The 19,448-nt window shown below is 36.7% G+C and carries 22 protein-coding genes; 10 read left to right on the top strand and 12 right to left on the bottom strand.

Annotated elements, in window-relative coordinates:
• Positions 1-534 precede the first annotated feature (534 nt).
• Complete coding sequence (locus tag BTO28_RS13735; RefSeq protein ID WP_076767238.1) at positions 535-723, top strand: hypothetical protein; 189 nt, start codon at positions 535-537, stop codon at positions 721-723.
• A 200-nt stretch (positions 724-923) separates the two neighbouring features.
• On the opposite strand, the gene BTO28_RS13730 is transcribed toward BTO28_RS13735, so the two are convergent.
• Entirely contained in the window at positions 924-2,510 is a 1,587-nt protein-coding gene (locus tag BTO28_RS13730) for an S-layer homology domain-containing protein (RefSeq protein ID WP_076767236.1), read from the bottom strand.
• Positions 2,511-2,749: 239 nt separating this feature from the next.
• On the opposite strand from BTO28_RS13730, the gene BTO28_RS13725 reads away from it, so the two are divergent.
• From BTO28_RS13725 to BTO28_RS17725, 5 genes are all read left to right on the top strand, one after another.
• A complete protein-coding gene (locus BTO28_RS13725) occupies positions 2,750-2,992 on the top strand; it encodes a hypothetical protein (protein WP_076767234.1) in 243 nt (80 codons plus the stop codon).
• A gap of 312 nt (positions 2,993-3,304) precedes the next feature.
• On the top strand, positions 3,305-4,147 hold the full coding sequence (locus BTO28_RS13720; protein WP_076767232.1) for an STAS domain-containing protein: 843 nt from the start codon (positions 3,305-3,307) through the stop codon (positions 4,145-4,147).
• A 299-nt stretch (positions 4,148-4,446) separates the two neighbouring features.
• On the top strand, positions 4,447-5,637 hold the full coding sequence (locus BTO28_RS13715) for a beta-ketoacyl synthase N-terminal-like domain-containing protein (RefSeq protein WP_158068830.1): 1,191 nt from the start codon (positions 4,447-4,449) through the stop codon (positions 5,635-5,637).
• A gap of 4 nt (positions 5,638-5,641) precedes the next feature.
• Positions 5,642-7,459 (top strand): ATP-binding protein, encoded by a 1,818-nt coding sequence (locus BTO28_RS13710; RefSeq protein WP_076767229.1) that lies wholly within the window; start codon positions 5,642-5,644, stop codon positions 7,457-7,459.
• Between the two features lie 419 nt (positions 7,460-7,878).
• Positions 7,879-8,007, top strand: coding sequence for a hypothetical protein (locus BTO28_RS17725; RefSeq protein ID WP_269843875.1), 129 nt, complete (start codon positions 7,879-7,881; stop codon positions 8,005-8,007).
• A 223-nt stretch (positions 8,008-8,230) separates the two neighbouring features.
• On the opposite strand, the gene BTO28_RS13705 is transcribed toward BTO28_RS17725, so the two are convergent.
• The 3 genes from BTO28_RS13705 to BTO28_RS13695 all read right to left on the bottom strand — a co-directional run bounded on the left by BTO28_RS13705 (position 8,231) and on the right by BTO28_RS13695 (position 10,651).
• Positions 8,231-9,520 carry an ATP-binding protein gene (locus BTO28_RS13705; protein ID WP_076767227.1) on the bottom strand — a complete coding sequence of 430 codons (1,290 nt, stop codon included), beginning with the start codon at positions 9,518-9,520 and terminating at the stop codon, positions 8,231-8,233.
• Positions 9,521-9,966: 446 nt separating this feature from the next.
• Positions 9,967-10,233: a hypothetical protein gene (locus tag BTO28_RS13700; protein ID WP_076767225.1), complete on the bottom strand. Its 267-nt coding sequence runs from the start codon at positions 10,231-10,233 to the stop codon at positions 9,967-9,969.
• A gap of 247 nt (positions 10,234-10,480) precedes the next feature.
• Positions 10,481-10,651 carry an aspartyl-phosphate phosphatase Spo0E family protein gene (locus BTO28_RS13695; protein WP_076767222.1) on the bottom strand — a complete coding sequence of 57 codons (171 nt, stop codon included), beginning with the start codon at positions 10,649-10,651 and terminating at the stop codon, positions 10,481-10,483.
• A 217-nt stretch (positions 10,652-10,868) separates the two neighbouring features.
• Here BTO28_RS13695 and BTO28_RS13690 point away from each other — a divergent pair, with 217 nt between their 5' ends.
• Complete coding sequence (locus tag BTO28_RS13690) at positions 10,869-11,624, top strand: N-acetylmuramoyl-L-alanine amidase (protein WP_076767220.1); 756 nt, start codon at positions 10,869-10,871, stop codon at positions 11,622-11,624.
• Between the two features lie 18 nt (positions 11,625-11,642).
• On the opposite strand, the gene BTO28_RS13685 is transcribed toward BTO28_RS13690, so the two are convergent.
• Positions 11,643-12,002, bottom strand: coding sequence for a YolD-like family protein (locus BTO28_RS13685; RefSeq protein WP_076767218.1), 360 nt, complete (start codon positions 12,000-12,002; stop codon positions 11,643-11,645).
• 264 nt (positions 12,003-12,266) lie between these two features.
• Entirely contained in the window at positions 12,267-12,374 is a 108-nt protein-coding gene (locus tag BTO28_RS17790; RefSeq protein WP_332888732.1) for an aspartyl-phosphate phosphatase Spo0E family protein, read from the bottom strand.
• A gap of 507 nt (positions 12,375-12,881) precedes the next feature.
• On the opposite strand from BTO28_RS17790, the gene BTO28_RS13675 reads away from it, so the two are divergent.
• Positions 12,882-13,703, top strand: coding sequence for a methyl-accepting chemotaxis protein (locus BTO28_RS13675; RefSeq protein WP_076767215.1), 822 nt, complete (start codon positions 12,882-12,884; stop codon positions 13,701-13,703).
• A gap of 117 nt (positions 13,704-13,820) precedes the next feature.
• Positions 13,821-14,462, top strand: a complete 642-nt coding sequence (locus tag BTO28_RS13670; RefSeq protein ID WP_076767213.1) for an MBL fold metallo-hydrolase — start codon at positions 13,821-13,823, stop codon at positions 14,460-14,462.
• Between the two features lie 325 nt (positions 14,463-14,787).
• Here the strand turns inward: BTO28_RS13670 and BTO28_RS13665 are convergent, their stop codons facing one another.
• The 5 genes from BTO28_RS13665 to BTO28_RS13640 form a co-directional block, all read right to left on the bottom strand.
• Entirely contained in the window at positions 14,788-15,210 is a 423-nt protein-coding gene (locus tag BTO28_RS13665) for a hypothetical protein (RefSeq protein WP_076767211.1), read from the bottom strand.
• Between the two features lie 217 nt (positions 15,211-15,427).
• Complete coding sequence (locus BTO28_RS13660) at positions 15,428-15,844, bottom strand: YugN family protein (RefSeq protein WP_076767208.1); 417 nt, start codon at positions 15,842-15,844, stop codon at positions 15,428-15,430.
• 228 nt (positions 15,845-16,072) lie between these two features.
• The gene (locus BTO28_RS13650; RefSeq protein WP_076767206.1) at positions 16,073-16,411 is read right to left on the bottom strand and encodes a thermonuclease family protein; all 339 of its coding nucleotides are present in this window, start codon (positions 16,409-16,411) and stop codon (positions 16,073-16,075) included.
• 438 nt (positions 16,412-16,849) lie between these two features.
• Positions 16,850-17,035 (bottom strand): YjfB family protein, encoded by a 186-nt coding sequence (locus tag BTO28_RS13645; protein WP_076767204.1) that lies wholly within the window; start codon positions 17,033-17,035, stop codon positions 16,850-16,852.
• 264 nt (positions 17,036-17,299) lie between these two features.
• Complete coding sequence (locus BTO28_RS13640) at positions 17,300-17,470, bottom strand: aspartyl-phosphate phosphatase Spo0E family protein (RefSeq protein ID WP_076767202.1); 171 nt, start codon at positions 17,468-17,470, stop codon at positions 17,300-17,302.
• 474 nt (positions 17,471-17,944) lie between these two features.
• On the opposite strand from BTO28_RS13640, the gene BTO28_RS17195 reads away from it, so the two are divergent.
• A complete protein-coding gene (locus BTO28_RS17195; RefSeq protein WP_158068829.1) occupies positions 17,945-18,112 on the top strand; it encodes a hypothetical protein in 168 nt (55 codons plus the stop codon).
• Positions 18,113-18,599: 487 nt separating this feature from the next.
• Here BTO28_RS17195 and BTO28_RS17190 read toward each other — a convergent pair.
• The coding region (locus tag BTO28_RS17190; RefSeq protein ID WP_158068828.1) for a hypothetical protein at positions 18,600-19,448 on the bottom strand (849 nt) is incomplete at its 5' end.

Below are 19,448 nucleotides of genomic sequence, written 5' to 3'. Positions count from 1 at the left end.
ATGCCGGGCGGATATCCGGGAGGAATGCCAGGGCGTACACCAGGGGGAATGCCAGGTGAATATCAATATCCAGGAGAAACCCCAGGAAGGTCTCCAGAAGGGACGACAGGTGGTTTCCAAGAGGATGATCTTTAGAGGGAAAAGCAACTACACTATATCATTTAACTTCATTGGAGATTTGTTTAAATAAATGTAACTGGATAGCCTAAGGATACTGATTGTACAGATTTGATGCTGTTGATCGGTGTCCTCTTTTTGTTTAAAAGGGAAAGTTCACTAATGAATCATGGATGCATTATTAGTTGACGGAAAGGATTAAGATGCTGGACCAACAAGGAGAAAATGCTAAAAATACGTTTCTCCATAAAACAAGATGACTTATGGATATGGGCATATTCCTTTATGGTAAAGGCAACACTTAAATCATATTCTGGTTTGAGTCCTTGTGTATTACTTCATTATAAGATAGAACATTGCAACAGCAGGGGGCATTCGAAAAGGGGAAAACATTTTTTAAGAGAGGAGCGTGAAAGGATGGAAGTGAAAGTAACTTATTACCGGTTAGGTCCTAACGGAATGCCAAGTAGCCCGGAGCAATACGAGGTTGTGGAGATTAACCCTGAGCCAAACGATGACAAAGATATGCTGGTGAATAAAGCATTAAGTAAAAAAACATTTATAAGCGAAGACAAATTTAAAGTGATCAGTACAAACGAAATGTAAGCATCCTTCAGGGTGCTTTTTTATAAAAGAAGAGGGAGAGCGGTTTCAACCTAAAGAGAAAGAAGAGAGGAAAAAACGCTTTGTCATAAAACTTCCTAATAAAAAAAATCAGGAAAGAATGCTTCTTTCCTGATTTTTATCTCTGGTTTTTTGAGGATGTGAGACACCACTTAATATAACGGCCATTTTGAATGAACGAATTATTCGCTTGTTGCGGCATCTGAAACATCGAAATAAATATTTTCAATTCCTGTAAGCGGTGCATTCGTTCCAGCCAATTTTACTTTCGTGAACAGAATAAGCCTATGATGATTCGAATCATAAAACATTTTTTGAACGTTTCCATATGTTTTTAATTGGTAGGAAGCTCCAAGTGTATCGTAATCATATGCTTGCACGAAATCGGATCCATATGCTGCGTATAGTTCACCATAATTCACATCAAATGCGAGCGATGTAAACGACTTTTTAAGTGATGTGAAGTAGATCATATCCGCACTTGGTGTTTCGGATAAGGTGAAAATATGGCCGCTTTGATTGAATAAGTATTTGCCGTCAGGTGACATTGTTATGTCAGGTGACAGTGGGTAATCGCCATGATAAGGGGAATCGATGGCAGCTTCTAGCTTGCCGCCGGTGATTCGATAGCTTGCCGTATCACGTGGCGATACACTTGTTGTAATTGCATAAAGGCGGTTTTGCGACGGGTGCATTTGAATCAGGCTACGGTAGGTAATCCCCTGTTTGCTCAATTCTTCACCAGTTTGGCTGTCAACACTGATCAATGATGTATGCTGATCAGATCCGCCGGAAATATACACAATCCCATTATCGTCCGCTGCAATATCATACGGGTCGAGCGTTATGTCAACTACTTTTGACAACGTGAAGAGAGAAGTGTCAATAACAGCAAATGCTCCTTTTTGATCTGCTTCATCCCAGACGTGCTGATGAGTTCCTTTTAAAAGGGTCACATACAACTTTCCATTCGCAAACGTCATGCGTTCGGCAGGAAGGGGCAGCTTTATACTGCTTTCTTCATACGTTTCATAGTTCAATGCCGTTACTTCATTTGCTTGTGGGTCCAAATAATAAATCACCGGCTCTGCTGGATGCTGCTCATAATCCGTTGGCTGAACATGTAACGCTGCTTCTAATAGTGTATCGGCGATCCCTGGATTATACGGTTGAAAAGATGGCTCCAAAATACGCGCCATAAACGCCGAGAACTGGCCGCGGTCGATGGTTTTCCCCGGCTTGAACGAACCATCCGGATAGCCCACTGTAATGTTATTTGCTGCTAAAGACGAAATGTAAGGATATGCCCAATAGGCTGGATTTACATCGGTAAAGCCTTTAGGGTACATCCCGCCAAGTTCATAGGCGTTTGACAAGATTTTTGACATTTCGGCACGCGTCAAATTTCCTGTCGGATCAAATGTCGATGCATTCTTTCCAGATATAATTCCCAATTGTACAGCAGCGGCAATTTCTTTAAAGCCGGCATCTGTTGGCTTTACATCGGTAAATCCGGGATCCGGAACATTTTCCAACGGCGGCTTCAACGCACGGATTATCATTTGAACCGCATGGACGCGCTTAATTGGAAGGTGCGATCGGAATGTTTGATCATTAAATCCATTTATAACTCCCTTTTCCGCTAAATACTCAATTTCCTGTTTAAAGCTGGTTACATCTTTAAACGTGGCAGCTGATGAAACGGAAGACGAAAACAAAAAACTAACACAGAATGAAGTGGCAGCTACTAATCTCGCAAACTTATTCATACACTATTTCCTTTCTTACTCAACTAGCTTTCATTATAAAATGTATTTAATCAATTGAGAGTGAGTAAAAAGTACCTTTTTTAAAAAATATTAAAATATATGAAAGTTATTTCTAATTTGCAGATATTTTCCTTATTTAAACTATTTTTTATATTTAGAATGATCTCATTCCTTTCGTTTGTTTATTAATTGAAGGAATGGGTACGCTACTTGCATATACCAATCAAAGGAGCATTAAAGTGGACAAACAATTATTCATTGGTGGTGTCGCTGCTATGTTATCACTTGGACTTACTGGTTGTGGAGATGGAGGAGAGCAAAATAACGGAGGCAACAACGGACAAAAAGAAATACAGCAAAATAACCACAGTGATATAAATGAAGGAACGGATGAGAATAACGATACGGGTATTAACAAGGATGAACAGATTGAATTAGAACCAAATGATAGTGATGAGAACGATGAGGGAAATGGAAATTAATTCGATCCTCTGAGAAAGTCCTTAAAGACTTTGTTTAGGAGGTCCCCCATTTTCAACAAGAGGATGGAGTTTTTTTGATGCTTGGGCCTGTAATTAAAAGCTGGAAGGTTAACGGAGAGCTAAAAGTAAACCTGCTACGATGATAATAATATGGACAGGGTTTATCCATTTTGAAGGTAAAAGAAGGAATCTGGCGTCAGTCTTTAGAAGCAGCGAAAAATAGATACTTTTGTCAGCTAGGTTTACATAATCATTTTATATATAATTTTAATAAAAACGTTTTAGGGAAGCTATAGGGGGATTATTATCAAAATGTACAAAAATAAAGAGTTACATCAATTTCTTTTAGAAAAAGCTTGGAAACTGACTGAGGAATGGTATGAATCATTAGATAAAAGTGATCCTTTTGGAGTTTATGCTAATACAGATCCTGATGCTGTTAACGTATTAAAAAACCAAAATTATGAATTTCATTTGCAGTTTTTCCAATTATTTAATCAAGAGGAATCAGCGTTCATGGAGGAATTTGAAGGGTGGATCATAAAAGTTGCGAACGACGGACAACATTTAGCAACCCCTTCTCATCTAATACTAAGAGAATTTTTTAGAATTCGGGGTCATTACATAAAATTTATAAAAGAGTTTGCCTCCATTCATGAGGGCAAGTATTCTGAAGAAACGATCGATTTATGGAAACAAAAAGTTTTCGATATGATGGATAAAGTTATTATTTGGTTTATGGAAGAATACCACAAGTTTTCGATGAGTAGATTAGAAAGCCAACAAGAAATGATATATGAATTAAGTTCACCAGTGATCACTCTTAATAAAACGACCGCATTGCTGCCGCTAGTAGGAGACATCGATACTGCGCGAGCAAAACTTATCCTCGAAAATACGTTAAAACAATGTTCCCGTAAAAGAGTAGATTGTCTCCTTATTGATCTATCCGGGGTAGTGATGATTGATACAATGGTGGCACAGCAAATTTTTCAGTTAATCGAAGCCTTAGATTTAATTGGAGTCAAAACAACCCTTTCAGGGATCAGACCGGAAATCGCACAAACGGCGATCCAGCTCGGACTTGATTTTGATAAAGTATCGATTACATCTACACTCTCTAATGCAATGGATTCGATCAGTACAATTGTTTAACAGGATGACCGGTTGAGAGCCGGTCTTTTTCTTTTGAATGAAAAGCCGAACGGATGTTGAATTGGAAACAAGCCCAAAAGCTTTTTATTTTTTAAAAATTTTAAAAAGGAAGAATATTTTTATTTTATTGTCTTAATTTGCCGAAATCCCCACTGAAAAATGACATTAGGGTAAAATAACTAGTATAATATTCACTGCTTTTTTATTGGAATTTGTTTCATGCAAATAGCATTGCGGGGATCTATAGGGACTATGCAGTGTAAAATAGAAAAGAATAGTGCCTGGAAGGGATGATATGGTTGACTAGAATAGCTGTCACAGGTATGGGGATTCAATTGCCAGGAGCAAATCGTATTGAACAGTTTACGAAAATGCTCGATCAGAATTTATGTCCATTGAGGGTTGTTAAAAACATAGGAACTCCCAAGAATCCGGATTTAGTTATGGGGATTATCGAACATCAAGTACTTGAACAGCCTCAATTTAAAAGATACACAAGAGTTAGCAAACTCGCAATAGCTGCAGCAGAAGAAGCATTACAAACAGCCGCCATTAAAAATAAAGATCATAGACGGGTGTGTGTTATATTTGGAACATCCGTTGGGGGATTAACAGAAGTAGAAGAACTGGCTAAATACGCTACGCAGGAAAACTTTCGAAATTATCCAGTCACAGGGGTCAGCAGTGGAAACATTGGCTCCCTTGCAATCGCGGTCGGCGCACATGTAAAAGCGAATCACCTTCAGCTTACACTCGGAAATACATGTACGGCCAGTACTGACGCGATTATACTCGGGAAGCAGCTTCTTGAGGAAAATCTAACAGATATTTGCATTGTGGGCGGAGCAGAATCCCCAATCAATCGTACACTTACATATGGCTTTGCAAAAATGAAAGCCCTGGCTGTCGAAGAAGATGTCCGTGAAGCCGGGATGCCCTTTTCTACTTCTACAAAAGGGTTTGTTATTTCGGAAGGGGCTGGGGCACTTATTTTGGAAAGAGAAGAGGATGCTATGCAGCGAGAGGCCGAGATTTTCGGATTTATTGAAAATGGATTCTCTAACAATGATAATATTTCTACTTATGAATCAGACCAAACGGGGGATAAGATGACAATCGTTTTGAAAAAGATATGTGGAGGACAGGAGCCCACCTACATTAACAGCCAGGCACTAGGTTTAATGGAGAATGATATGGTAGAAGCGGCCGCATATCGAAACTGCTATGATGGCCGTGTGCCAATTACGAGCATAAAAGGATTGATTGGCCATACATTTGCTGCTTCAGGAGTTGTGCAAACGATCGCTTCTCTTATTAGTATGAAGGAACAGTTTATCCCTGCGACGTACGGAACAAATAAGAAAGGGTTTGAATCATTGCCGATCGTGACAAAAAAACAGCAGCAGCACATTGAATCTGTTGCGGTCACAACCCATGGTTTTGGGGGAAGCAACACAGGATTACTAATTAGAAATATGCGGGTGAGATAAAATAATGGTGTTTATTCTATTGACGTTCTTTTCATTTATTCCTTTGTTGGCAGCATTATTATTATTTAAATTAAAACTTGGAAAAGTAACCTATACACTGGCACTGTTTTTTTTCGCTATCTGTGCCTGGCAGTTAAGCATAACGGTTTTATACGGTGGTGAGTTCCTATCAGAATCAACCATTGATCGTTTATTTCGCATATTCCGGTTTGGGTCTGTTTCTTTTGCGCCACTTTTATTTTATCTAGCGTATGATCTCATTTATTTTGAAGAAATGAATTTGTCCGTAAAGAAAAAAGAAATTTTCGAGAAATTGATTAACAAGAAAACACTTTGGATTCTTTGTGGCTGGAGTGGCATTGTTTATGGAATTGGCTGGACTCATTTTGGGATTGAGAGTTATCAAAAAAAATATTTCCCTCCATTTCCTGAATACTTCTATTATCCGAATGCCGGTATCTTAGGTTGGAGCTTTACCGTCCACATCCTGCTGATCATGATTATAAATCTGGTTACGCTTTATTTGGCATGGAATATAAAAAACAAGCATCTTGGAAAATTTTTAAAGACATTTCTGATCTCTTTAATTGCGGCGTACCTTTTTGGCGTGTTTAATTTACTCCCAAACAGTCCGTTATTTCAAGGAGTCCTTGCGTTAATTATACTTGTCATGGCAGTCCTTTTTGCTTACGTTAAATTGAATATGGATTTAATGGCTGAAACAAACGATCAGCTGGCCAATCAAAGATTGTTTTTGAAAAAGGTCATTGATATGAATCCTAATTTTATTTACGCGAAAGACAATTTCGGTAATTATACCATCGTGAATAAAGCGTTAGCCCGTCTTTATAAAACAGAACCCGAAAAGATGGTGGGAAAGAACGAGCTTGTCTTTTATTCAGACCGTATGAAAGCAATTAAAATCATACAAGAAGATCTTACTTTACTGAATCAACTTGAAAAAAGATTTCAGGAAAAAGATCAGATCTATGATGCGGAAGGTAATGAATATACCATACAAATGACGAAGAGACCGATTTTCTTTTCAGAAAATCATGTGGAGCTTCTTTGTGTCGCCAATGATATTACCGAGCTTGAACGGAATCAAGACTATATAAGAAGAGCAGAAAAGCTGAATATTGTTGGACAGTTAGCGGCTGGTGTCGCTCATGAAATCCGCAATCCATTAACAGCGCTGAAGGGCTTTATTCAGTTAATAGAACAGGAGCACGATATTAATCCAGGCTATTTACATATTATGCTGACAGAGCTGGATAGAATTAACTTTGTAGCGAGTGAGTTGATGGTTGTGGCAAGGCCTGAAGCAACAAGCAAAGAACGATTACTTTTAAAAGGGTTGATTCAAGATGTTGTGGAACTATTGAGTGTGCAGGCTGTCATGAAAAATGTCATCATTCAGATGGAAGAGATTTCTGACAAAATGGATCTTTTGGGAAATGCGAATCAACTAAAGCAGGTGTTTATAAATATATTGAAAAACGGGATTGAAGCATCACCTGAGGAAGGAAAGATCACCATTCAGTCGAAGATTCTTGAAGGGAAGAGGAGCGAAATCAAAATTATTGATAACGGAATCGGTATTTCCGAAGAGAGGCTGAGAAAACTCGGCGAGCCATTTTATACAAACAAGGAAAAGGGAACCGGTCTCGGATTAATGGTCAGTATGCGAATTGTTAAAGAGCACGACGGCGAAATTGAATTTGTAAGTGAAGAAGGGAAAGGAACAACTGTTACTATCACTTTCCCTATTTTCCCGACAGATTTTGATGATAATTCTGCCCAAGCGATCATACAAAATTAAGTGCAATTTTCTTTTAAAAGGCGTTCCAGTTCGGACTTGACTTTGATAAGAAACTAAACATCTTCAGGTTCTAACATGACCGGTTGAAAGCCGGTCTTTTTCTTTTTTGAAAAAGCACCCAGAGCGCTTTAAAAAAATAATTGATCTTTCCTTTTGAATTTTCGTTCATTCTTTTTTGCAGGCTTACTTTCATATTTTGAAAAAAGATTTGATTTTTCTGACATGAATACTAATGAGCAAATTAAACTCACTTCAATTAGCGTTAGTATTATCCATATAAAAAGTTCAAGTGGCATCATCTTAAAAAAAGCCTCCTTACGAATAAGTTTTACAAATGAATCGATTTTTACATACCCGGAATAATAATGTTTTAACCTTCTTGCGCGTCATAATTTTAAAAGTGGGAAGAGGAAGCCGAAATGAAAAAAGCAGCCAGGTTTGGAAACCTGACTGTAAAAGGGTTGGAAGAGTTATGGGTTGTAACCGAACATTACCAGTATGGAACAGTCGAGCAGAATTTATACATCCTTATACAAAAACTTTATTAGGATTAATTGTAATCTGTCCCTTTTTTTTGCGGCGATGGAGATGAATTTTATGGTGAAAAATACTGCTGCTCGTGTGTATTAGGTACGTTAACTTTTACATTCACTCCTTATCTTGTTTGACACTCCTGCGTGATGAAGAAAGGACGTTTATTAAAGATTTATATTCCGATTAATAACACAGAAGGCAATCAAACGACCTTTCTTTTGACAGTATTCCCATTCATCAAATTTGAGCTTCAAATTGATTGGTCTGAACGAGAGGGAGGAAAATAGTAAAACGAGTACCTTTACCTAGTGTACTTTCGACATTTATTTCACCTCTCATGGCTTTCACAATGCTATAAACAACCATCGTACCTAGTCCTGTACCAATATCCTTTGTTGTAAAAAAGGGGCTTCCCAAACGTTCAAGTTGTTCCTCATCCATTCCAATCCCCGTATCTGTTATTGTGATAATGGCATTGCTGCCAAAGCGGCTTAAATCAATTTGTAACTTACCTCCATTCGGCATTGATTCTATCCCATTTTTCGCTACATTTATAAGACACTGATGAATCTTTTCATCTTCACCAGCAATAAAAATATCTTTTTCTATATTGGTTTCAATTTTCACATTATTCATAGCTGCATATGGTTCAACGAAGTTTTCGATATAGGTCAATTCTTGCTCCAGATCCAAAATTCTTACATTTTCTATTGATGGTTTCGCAAAAGTAAGATAATCAGTGATTGTTGATTCCGCTTTATTCAAAGCCTCCAAAGCGGTTTCAATATACTCATTTTTCTTTTGGTCTGTAAGTTTAGGATCACGTAGTAATTGAAGAAATCCCTTTGTGACAGTTAAGGGGTTTCTTACTTCATGAGAAATACTTGCAGCAATTTCACTGACCGTCCTTAGCTTTTCAACCTTGCCTATTTCTTTTGAAAGAAGGGCATCTTTTCTTGATTTTTCACTAAAGAATACAAAGAAAAGAACTCCAACCGATTGAATGGTTAATGTGAAAATAAAAAATTCAATGTACTCAGTCGTACTGCTATTCGGTAAAACTAAAAAGACCATAGTTATTCTGGAGAGCAAACCCAAGAATGAGGCCAATATGGCAAGAAACAATTTATTCTTAATTTTTTCTGTTTTGTTGAAAGTAGGAATGATATACCATAGTGAAATAAATAACAGAGTATAAATGATTAACGCTTCATTGAATCCAAGAACGTTTAAATAAAAACGATAAGACAACAAGATAAATAGCAAGAAAACAGCGACTCTGCGCCCTCCGTATAGTGCGCCAACAATAAAAGGAATTTGTCGGAAATCAACAATATAACCAGAAGGGATGGTGATGGGAAACGTCATACATAGAATGATAGAAACTGCCGTGACAAGCGCAATGATAATTTCATTCGTTACTTTATTCATCTTACTTTCAATGAATTTGAAATAAATGGAGAAACAAAAATAAACCAAAAAAATGTTTAACAAAAATGTCTGAAGGTTATCAAATACAGTAGTCATAATTATTACTCCCAGCTTTCCATTGACGTAGTGCGAGTAGCACGGTTTTATTGAAAAACAAAAAAATGCCTGTAGTCAGCGGCATGCATGTTTATTATCCTATAAAAAACGATCAAACCATACATTTTTCCTTCGTCAAATCACGACAAAAACCCCAAGGGACAGCCGCAGTTATTCCCATCACAACTTTATTTATCTTTCAAGAAACAAAGCTAAAAATTTATGTAGTGAATTTATAATCTGCGTGATTTTTTTAGCTTTAAAACACTTCTACTTTTTTAAATAAACCAACTGGTGAAAAAAGGAAAATAATGAAAACCCATATAAATCGTATCCTGAAGTAAAGTGTCGGCGGGATGTTTTAAAGAAAGTGGTGGATGTAAGAGAGGTGTTCGGGTTAAACAGGGAGTATCAGTGGAGACATGGATATCCCTCCACTGATAATTCTATTCAGTAAATGAAATGGGAGACCCGGTTGAAGTATGCTGATTAATCCAGTTAAGCGATATTTTTGAAATGGAAGGCCATTCAGGTATTTGGGCTTTATGCTGTTCGACCCAACTCATGCAATATTGCGGGTCTATATTATTTTCTTGGCATTGTGTTAAAAACAGCTGAATTGTTGTTTCTGTACAGTTTTCCCACGATCCACAAGTGTTTTTCCAAATATGTTCAATTTTCTGTTGGATAGATGGGTTATTTACATTAGACACTTTGAACTCCTCCTATTGTTAATAGTCCCAACACTAAGTATGTTCAGAAATCGCCAGAGTATCCAAATACATTGTTGCATACCCATTACCCGCCGTTATCGGGTAATCAATTTAAGAGTGGATAGAAATAAAAAAGCCAGGTTTCCCTGGCGAATAAAGAACACTGGAAGAGAGTGGGTTGAAATCAAACAATAATATCTTACCCAATCCAGAAAAAGAGATGCAGATTTGATGATCTCAGGTGAAGCTAATTTTGATTTTGCAATTGAACCTTTATAATTAATTTGTCTAATTCTTGGCTATATTTAAGGGTTTCAGCACTATCAAGACCTTTTTTCATTCCAGTGGAAATCATCAATTCACGAAGGTCATTAATTTGTGAATAGAGTCTGTTAATGTCTTGGTGACCTTGTTCCATGTGATTCCTCCTATATAATTGCAAGGTGCTTAGAAAATTATAGGATATATATGTGTAAAAAGAAATGTTTTTTTGGATGGAAGTGATAAATTTATTTATGAAAGCAACTATACTCCTGCTTTATAGAAATAAAATTAGTAGTTTTGTAATGGCATATGTGGAGGAGGGCATACAGGGTTTAACATATACTAAAATAAAAAGATAAGGAGAGAGTAATATGAGAATTGCAGTGAATGCCGGGCATAGTTTAAACACACCTGGCAAGCGTACGCCTGATGGAGAACCAGAATGGTCCTTTAATGATAAAGTAGTCCGTGCCATCATAAATGAATTGCGCACATATGAAGGTGTAGAAATTTTACGTACAGATGATCCGAGTGGAAAAACTGACTTGCCTCTTAAAACCCGAACAAACAAAGCAAAAGCATGGGGGGCTGAAGTTTACGTTTCCGTGCATCATAACGCTCTCTCAGGAAAGTGGGGGAAACACGGTGGAATCGAAACTTATACCTACAGAGGAAGTCCTCAGCCATCCAGTGAACGTCTTGCAAGTCTTGTTCACCCCCGTTTAGTGAAAGCGATGGGATTACGGGATCGAGAACATAAAAAAGCAAACTTCCATGATGTTCGCGTGTTTGAAAATGAGCCTACAGCCGCCATTTTAACAGAAGGCGGCTTTATGGACTCGACAACAGACATAAAAGTCATGAGGGACGATGAAAAATTGAAGGCACAAGGCGCAGCTATCGCTCATGGTATCGCCCTGTTTGGAGGGTTAAAGAAAAAATCAACGACAGAAAAGAAAAATCAAAAAGCATCAACCTGGGCGGCCGAAGCCCAAAAATGGGTGAAAGAAAGCGGCATTTCAGACGGCAGTTTTCCTCACGATCCCGTTACTAGACAAGAAGTGTGGGTTATGCTTTATCGTTTAAATCAGCAGCTTCATAAACAATTCAATCAAAAAAATCCCTAATTTACTTTAGATAAATTGTTAAAAATCAAAATCATGCCCAGCAAATTGAATTGATACAATTTCATCAATCCAGAATTTTGCACTGTATCCTTCCATTTTTAAATAAGGTTTTTGACCAGGGATCCGGAAGCAATCGGAAACAAACCCTTTAACGTGAAGCAAATCATGATCACCAAACGTATTCATTTCAAAAATCACTTCTTTTTTTAAATGCAGCGATGCTTGTACGATTCGGTCAAATTCTTCATGTTGCTGCTCATCAAAAAAAATCTCTTTTTTTACGATTTTTTTAGCTTCTTCTTTAATCTGTTCATTGTGCTCAGCCAACATCATCCCTTGCCATTTTAGCATTTTACGGTCTGGATATAGCATTTTCATTATTAAACACCCTTCCGAAACATTTGTTCTTATTCTATTCCATTATAAGAACAAATATTCCATCTTTCAAATGCAATTTGTGTTAAAAAGCCCATGAAAAAACGGAGGAGTTTTCAAATCAGGTGAAAAAAGTATTGTCAGATGGTGAAATTCCTGAAAAAAAAAGCCAAGTTGTTCCGAGGAAAAATTCATTGGAGAGGTTTATAAAAAGTCAGTTTGTCCTTTCTAAAACATACAAAAAACCGGGATTTTTCCCGGCAGCTTTTAAGATCTATTTTGCAGTTGGAACTGAAAAATCAACTTGTCCAATTCTTCGCTATACTTTAGAGTTTCAACACTATCGAGACCTTTGGAAGTTCCGATTAGAATCATCAATTCACGAAGGTGTGTGATTCGAGAAGAAAGTATTTTGTTAGAGTTTTCTTGGATTTGTACCATGAAATCCCTCCTGTGTATTTGTGAATGACTTAAGAAAATTATAGGTTAAAATCATGTAAAAAGAAATGATTTATTGTATAAAAAATGTAAATTTATTAGGATATAACACAAAAAACACAATAAAAACCATTTATTTTTTTGGATGAACAACTAATAATAGCTGTATTCCCTTTTTTAATAGAATAAAACAAAAAAGCCGAGAAAATGTCCCGGCCTCAACAGAAAAATGTAGGAGCTTGGGGAACCTTCCTACAAAAATAGTATACCCATTTTACGGTAAATGAAAACCGAGAAATAAGATTGGAAGACGCTATCAACGGTAGATAAAATACTATTACAAAAACTCCCATGGTAAGTTCTCTACATTTTCATAACTTTTATACTATAATGTAAGTAAGAGTTATTTTATCATCATGTTCTTTTAAGAATGGAGATTTATTTATGTTTAACCAAGTTGAATCTTTAGACGATCTACTAAAAACCGTACCAATCCTAAAATCAGCAGTATCGGTTGATTTATCCATTGCGATTTGTGATTTAGAGAAATTTATAGCTTATTTTCCAGGAGAGAATATAAATCTGCATATTGAAATAGGGAAAAAAATAAATCCAGAAGAACCTCTTTCTATTGCCATCCGTCAGAATAAACGGTTACAGGCAGATGTTCCAGCTGATTTTTATGGTTTTGAGTTTACAGGAACAGCACTGCCGATTATTGACAAAAACAATAAAGTGATTGGTGGAATAGCCGTTCAGGTACGTAGACAAAGTGAATTAAGAGCAATAGCCGAGAAAATATCCAACTCGATGACACAAGCAAATGAACAGATCCAAACAGTGAGCAGCGGATCGGCTTCACTGGCTCATTTTACTCAAGAACTTTTAGTGCAATCTCGTCAGGCGGGAGAGAATGTCAAAGAGACGGATCTGGTATTATCAATGATTAAGAAAGTAGCGGACCAGACTAACTTACTAGGATTAAATGCAGCGATTGAGGCAGCGCGTGCCGGGGAAAATGGTAGAGGTTTTGAGATTGTGGCGAATGAAATTAGAAAATTTTCGAAGGAAACCGTGGCATCTACTCAAAAGGTAGGGGAAATAACATCTCAAATTCAAAAGGTTACTGGCCAAATGGGATCTTCCATTGAGAAAATAGTTGGTGTTGGGAATGAACAAGCTTCTTCTATGCTGCAGATATCTTCGTTAATAAAGGAAATTGAACAACTTTCAAAAAACCTTAATGAATTTGCTCATAAATTATAATGTTGATACAAGGAAAAATGTTGCTCAATTCTGAATGAGTGAAATTTTAAGAGACTTGCAGATGCAGGTCTTTTTTATCCAGAAAAAAATAAAACTATACAGTGAAGAGGTGACATGATGGAATGGATCCAGCTTCCACTTGGACTGCTGCAAACAAATGCATACATTGTTTATAACGATGAAAAGTCATGTTTAATTATTGATCCAGGAGAAGAGGAAAAGAAAATTCGTCATTTTATACAGAAGAAAGGTCTACAACCAAAAGCGATCCTGCTTACACATGCACATTTTGATCATATTGGTGCAGTCGACTCGATCCGTGAATGGTATAGCATCCCTGTGTATCTTCACCAAGCTGAAAAAAAATGGTTGTCAAACCCGTCGTTAAATGGTTCGTCTAATTATGAAGGAATTCAGCCATTTGTTGTGAACCAGGCAAATCAATTTTTTACAAAAGAAGGTGAGCATTCCATTGGAGGTATCTCGTTTTACCTGCACGAAACACCTGGTCATTCTCCAGGTAGTGTCAGCTTTTATTTTAAGGAAGATGGCTTTATTATCGTTGGAGATACGCTCTTTGAGGGTGGGATTGGCCGTACGGACCTGAAAGGAGGGCAAGAAGGACAGCTTTTAAAAAGCATCCATAACAAGCTTTTAACATTACCTGAAGATACATATGTATTACCAGGGCATGGTGGGGTTACAACGATCGGACAAGAAACGGTTCATAACCCCTTTTTAAATGAGAAAAGATTTTAACGATTTTTACTAAAAGCAGTATCAAGGCAATCTGAATTTTCGGATTGCCTTTTTGATTTTATTGAGACATCTTCTTCTACTTTCTTCTTGACTGCCAATCTTTACTTGGATTGTATCACCATTTGAACATGAGAGAAAAGTTTGATGGAAGGATAAGTAATTTCCTAAATGCCATAGATGGTAAGGAGAAGTTAAATCAAAAAAAGTATCAATAAGAAAGGGGTGCGTATGAGTCAAGAAATACGTAAAGCGATATACGAGCAATCTTTTTAAGAAAAATAAACCCCATCTCAAAAAGAGAGGGGTCTGCTGCATTTTCTATTCTTTACTTGGTCATTCTATCTATGGCTGGCTGCTCTGGTTTTTCTATATCAGGCAGTGTGGGTTCTTCAACTGGTTTTTCCACGACGACAGATTGTTTCTCGCTTTCCTCTCTTGCAGGCTTGCTGTTAACGGATTTTGAATCTTCCTCGGGACCTTGTGATCCTGACTTTTCAAACCAATCTGCAACGTATGCGGGCTTTCCATCATTGCCGTTTGAATCATTTTCGGTTTTGTCTTCTGTTTCTTTTTTAGATTGAGCACTTTGTTTTTCATCTGACACACTTGGATTTGATTTCGGCGTAACTGGTTGTTTTTCTTCACGTATCGTCTCACTTGTTAAAAACGGATTAAGAAGGAAAATGGCAAAAACACTTGATGCAAGAAGAAACGCAGCGAGATAAACAGTATTTTGTTTTTTAAACACAGGTCACCTCCAATAGTTTTAAAATAAAACTATATTTGTACAGTAACACAAATTTAGGATAAAGAGTAGGTTAAGGATATAAGGGAGGATCTTGTCTTTTCAGCATAAAAATCTGGCAGGGGTCAAAGAAATAAAAGAATCGTTTTTTGTCCTTATGACTATACACCGTTTGAACTGATCAAACGGTGTTTTGTTTTTGAACGTAGAAGGCAACTCACTATTCATTTGGGAAAAAACTGATGATCTGTTTGACAGCTTGTTCACCGGCATCTTCCCATTTGTTTTTATTTTTTATTTGTCCGTCTGCATCAACAGGGTCTTGGAATTGATTAAAACCAGAAGCGGTTAATAAGGAATTTTCGTCATCGTCTAAACCAATATTCACTACGTGCTTAATAATATAGGGTGTTTGAAACTCAATGGAGGCGTCATCATCATCAAGGACTCCATCCAACACGAAAAAAGGAATTCTTATATAAATGGTCTCTCCTCCTTCACGCCACAAAATGGAATCGAAGCTGCCTTTATCATAATCCCAATTTCCTCCTAAATCAAATCCAAGATTCTTAAACCGATCCTGCATATCCCCAAAATAGGCTTTTTTCCCTTCAAGTTCTGTTTGTAACTTTAACACATTATTATCCTCCTTTTTAACATGCGGCTGTAAATATCCTTAACTAAAAGTGGAATGAAAATACACAAGCATGAAATTTATATGGGGAAAAATGGATAAATTCAGATCTTTATACAAGTGTAAAAAAGACATAAAACAAAAAACCCCGTTTAAATGAAACGGAGTATGAAATATACCATTTATTATCTTTCGCATGCCCATCCGTCTTTATCTCGATCATGCTTTGAATCATATCCGGATGTCCTTTTTTAACCCCATTTGGCTCCTTTTTACGCAGCTCTGTACAGCTTTAGAATGTTTCGTTCTTCGATGGGAGCTGGCTTTGGTTTTGCTGCTGGTATTTCGGGAGCGCACCCTCCATTGGGCATTCGGATTTGACCAGATACCGGCTTTTTTCTTATTGGCTGCTGCTTCTGCCGCTTGAAGTTCTTCTAAGTATTGTGTATTTGGCGGATAGATTGCAATTCGTGCTAAACCATTATCAAGCAATTTCTTATTGAACATCCCATCATTTATATAAAGGTAAGCGAGAATACGGCCGTATTGATCTTCACCGATTTTGTCCATTTCCTATTTTACTTTTCAGATAATGATTATTCATTGAGTCATGCTATTTCCTTAACATTTCTTTTTAGTCAAGGCAAGGGATAGCAAACCAACTTTTACTTTTCATTTTGAAACAATTCGTACTTTGGATAAAAAAGAAAAATTAATATGTTACTATTCTGCTTCTAAAAGATTATAGTTGTATAGGCTTATCAAACATTAAACAGCAAGTAATGGCAATAAACATTGTTGTACTGGGAAAAATACACAGAGTTTAGAAAAACCCCATTTTCGTAAAAACCTTTTTCGAAAATGGGATTTTGTCTTTTTGTTTTAGTTTCTTTAATTGCTTTTTGATTGTAGCGGTGCAATATCTTGGTTGCTATTTCAGTATAAAAAACGGCTGTTGACTTTGTCGGTGCCTGATATTCCAAAAGATTGGAATGTATTTTTCGAACTTTATCCTTTTAGGTCAATGGACATCCCTAATGTTGGATGGGGAGCTTGGGATGTTTTGAGCATTTCAACCATTTGATCACCTTTTAGTTCTGCTGTATCCAAAACCTTTTTCGTCAAAGCCAAATTAACTTTTTGTGCAAAAGAAGCCTGGGCATTCCCAAAAGAATATGTAAGTTCTAATTCCAAAATAATCACCTCCTAATTATATTTATCGACCTAATATAGGGATAGTTTTATAGTCCATGTCTGAATCTGTTGCTTAGTAGGAAGAAAATAATCAAGCGAATCGTTTTAAGGCGGTCGAATGTTTAGTCAGATAATCAGCAAAGAGTAATCTGGTAAAGATAGAGCCATTTCCAGCAAGAATAATGTTAAGGAATGGCTGAAAAAAATAAAACCGAACAGCCTAAAACTTTCATGATAAAAGATCGTGTATTTCCCGGCTGTGTTTTAAGCTTTTTTTTGCAACTGAATTTGAATAATTAGCTTGTCCAATTCCTCACTGTACTTAAGGGTTTCAGCATTATTAAGACCTTTCGTTAAACCGGTGATGATCAGCAATTTGCGAATGTCATTGATTTGAGAGAGTAGTTTGTCAGAGTTCGTTTGAACTTGATTCATGAAATCCCTCCTGTATGTATTAAACACCTTAGGAAAATTATAGGTTATTTTTGTGTAAAAGGAAATAGTAATTTGTAGAATTTTGTAAATTATTTCAAATCATTTCAAATCGAAATTCGAAAATCCGAGAGAATAATCCCTGTCAGCTGGGGGATCTATAATGGAGGGTATTTCAAGAAACATTGTTAAATGCTATTTCCATAAAATAGGTTCATTTATATAATCAGCAGATTCCAGCCTTTTATAAAAAATAGATAGTATGCTGCAGGTGACTCTTTATTTTAATATAAATTGGTTTGTAGATAAAACAGGTCATGTGGTTTCAACAGCATCGAATTTAAATTTAGAGGGTAGAGAGGCGAAATGAATAGGCGCAAAGGAAGCGCTTTGAAAAAAAGTTCTGTTAATATATGAGCCTTATATGGGGGCTTACGGACATACGATTATGCTCATTTCAGTTCCTGTTATGAGAGAATGGAACATAAGCAGGGTTGTCTTGCTGGATCGATCGATTTAGATGAAGAAAACAGCCTATCAAATATACTTGGCCCGCATCCAAAACATGTTGATTTCAAAGGGAACATAATATACCGTCCGGATATGTCAAGAATCAATGAAAATGCTGAAGACAACGAAATGTAAAACAAGTGATTAAAGGGAAAAATGGAAGTCAAGAAGTGACACATGGGGAACCAATTCTAGCGGGTTTTGCTTCCTCTTCTCTCCAGTGGGGCTTCCAGGAACCGATATTGAAACGACCCAAACAATTGCGGAAGATATAAAGACAGAGACGACTATTAGCCTGACAGGAAAGACCGTTACCGTTACGATTGGAGTTGGAGACTTGCCTAGAATGATAACTCGTTTTTATGCGGACATTACGGATCAAGCTTTATACAAAGCAAAACAAGAGGGAAGAAAACGAATAGTCACTGGGAAATAGCAGTAAATCATAATCATATGATTAATTTTATTGGATGTAATCAACTGAAACAAAAGACCGGAAAATAACCGGTCTTTTTTATGTCCCATTTACCTTAGGGAATTTTAGTCGCTTACAAGGATAAGTAATGTTTTCTGTTGTGAATAGACTCTTTTTTTATAAGACGATCACCTTTAGCTCATAAAATCATTGTATATCTTTTTCTTTTAAATAAACCTCAATTTCTGTTGTTTCTACCCCAGCTTCTTTTAAAATTTGAATGAAAGAAGCAGCATCTTCAGTTGTTTTAAAACTAGAATAAATAAATTCAGCGATAAAACACGCTGGTAATTTTTCATTTAAAAATTTCATTAAATGAATGAACATCTTATGTTGAGCAGAATGGTCGCTTTCTTGAATGAATTCAAACGCTGCAGAAATTTTTCCGAGTAATTGAATCATTTCTTCTTCAGTTGCATTTTGTTCACCAGAAAAATGTTTATTCAGATCATGAAGTGAGGTGTTTAATAAGTGTTCAGCCTCATATCGATTTTTAATTGTTGCTTTTACAGCTTCTTTTATTTTTTCCAGGCTTTTAGAAAAGCGTTTACATTTATTTTCTGCTTTTTTTATTACGTTAAAAGTATCACTTTGTTTGTTGAGATTTAAAGTATTATCAGCGTTATTGTTTGGTAATGTATTTCCTTCATAGGGTTTCTTTTTCCGCTTGTCTTCAGCAGGGATGTCTGAGATATAATGCCCATCTTTATTTTTAGTCTTTGGGATTAAGTCTTGTTTTGGGTTATGTAAATGATCGATTGGTATATTAGGATAAATCTTTATAGGGACATCCAGATCTTCCTCATCAATTATCTTAGGAGTTGAATCTATTGGTGGGTTATGTTTTTCGTCTGCAGGTACAGAGTTTTCATTATCGGATATGTAAGGATGTTCAACAGCAGGAGAATCAGAACCAGAAACCCCATCAGCAGGAGAGCCCGAACCAGAAACCCCAACAGCAGGAGAGCCCGAAACAGAGTCCCGCCCATCAGGAGA

The sequence above is a fragment of the Domibacillus epiphyticus genome (assembly GCF_001975785.1).
Taxonomy (GTDB): Bacteria; Bacillota; Bacilli; order Bacillales; family Domibacillaceae; genus Domibacillus; species Domibacillus epiphyticus.
This window is presented reverse-complemented; position numbering and strand designations above follow the sequence as displayed.

Coding starts and splice junctions, on each gene's coding strand:
- BTO28_RS13735 (WP_076767238.1), top strand. CDS start 535: ATGGAAGTGAAAGTAACTTATTACCGGTTAGGTCCTAACGGAATGCCA.
- BTO28_RS13730 (WP_076767236.1), bottom strand. CDS start 2,510: ATGAATAAGTTTGCGAGATTAGTAGCTGCCACTTCATTCTGTGTTAGT.
- BTO28_RS13720 (WP_076767232.1), top strand. CDS start 3,305: ATGTACAAAAATAAAGAGTTACATCAATTTCTTTTAGAAAAAGCTTGG.
- BTO28_RS13710 (WP_076767229.1), top strand. CDS start 5,642: ATGGTGTTTATTCTATTGACGTTCTTTTCATTTATTCCTTTGTTGGCA.
- BTO28_RS17725 (WP_269843875.1), top strand. CDS start 7,879: ATGAAAAAAGCAGCCAGGTTTGGAAACCTGACTGTAAAAGGGTTGGAA.
- BTO28_RS13705 (WP_076767227.1), bottom strand. CDS start 9,520: ATGACTACTGTATTTGATAACCTTCAGACATTTTTGTTAAACATTTTT.
- BTO28_RS13695 (WP_076767222.1), bottom strand. CDS start 10,651: ATGGAACAAGGTCACCAAGACATTAACAGACTCTATTCACAAATTAAT.
- BTO28_RS13690 (WP_076767220.1), top strand. CDS start 10,869: ATGAGAATTGCAGTGAATGCCGGGCATAGTTTAAACACACCTGGCAAG.
- BTO28_RS13685 (WP_076767218.1), bottom strand. CDS start 12,002: ATGAAAATGCTATATCCAGACCGTAAAATGCTAAAATGGCAAGGGATG.
- BTO28_RS17790 (WP_332888732.1), bottom strand. CDS start 12,374: ATGATTCTAATCGGAACTTCCAAAGGTCTCGATAGTGTTGAAACTCTA.
- BTO28_RS13675 (WP_076767215.1), top strand. CDS start 12,882: ATGTTTAACCAAGTTGAATCTTTAGACGATCTACTAAAAACCGTACCA.
- BTO28_RS13670 (WP_076767213.1), top strand. CDS start 13,821: ATGGAATGGATCCAGCTTCCACTTGGACTGCTGCAAACAAATGCATAC.
- BTO28_RS13650 (WP_076767206.1), bottom strand. CDS start 16,411: ATGGACAAAATCGGTGAAGATCAATACGGCCGTATTCTCGCTTACCTT.
- BTO28_RS13640 (WP_076767202.1), bottom strand. CDS start 17,470: ATGAATCAAGTTCAAACGAACTCTGACAAACTACTCTCTCAAATCAAT.
- BTO28_RS17195 (WP_158068829.1), top strand. CDS start 17,945: ATGGAACATAAGCAGGGTTGTCTTGCTGGATCGATCGATTTAGATGAA.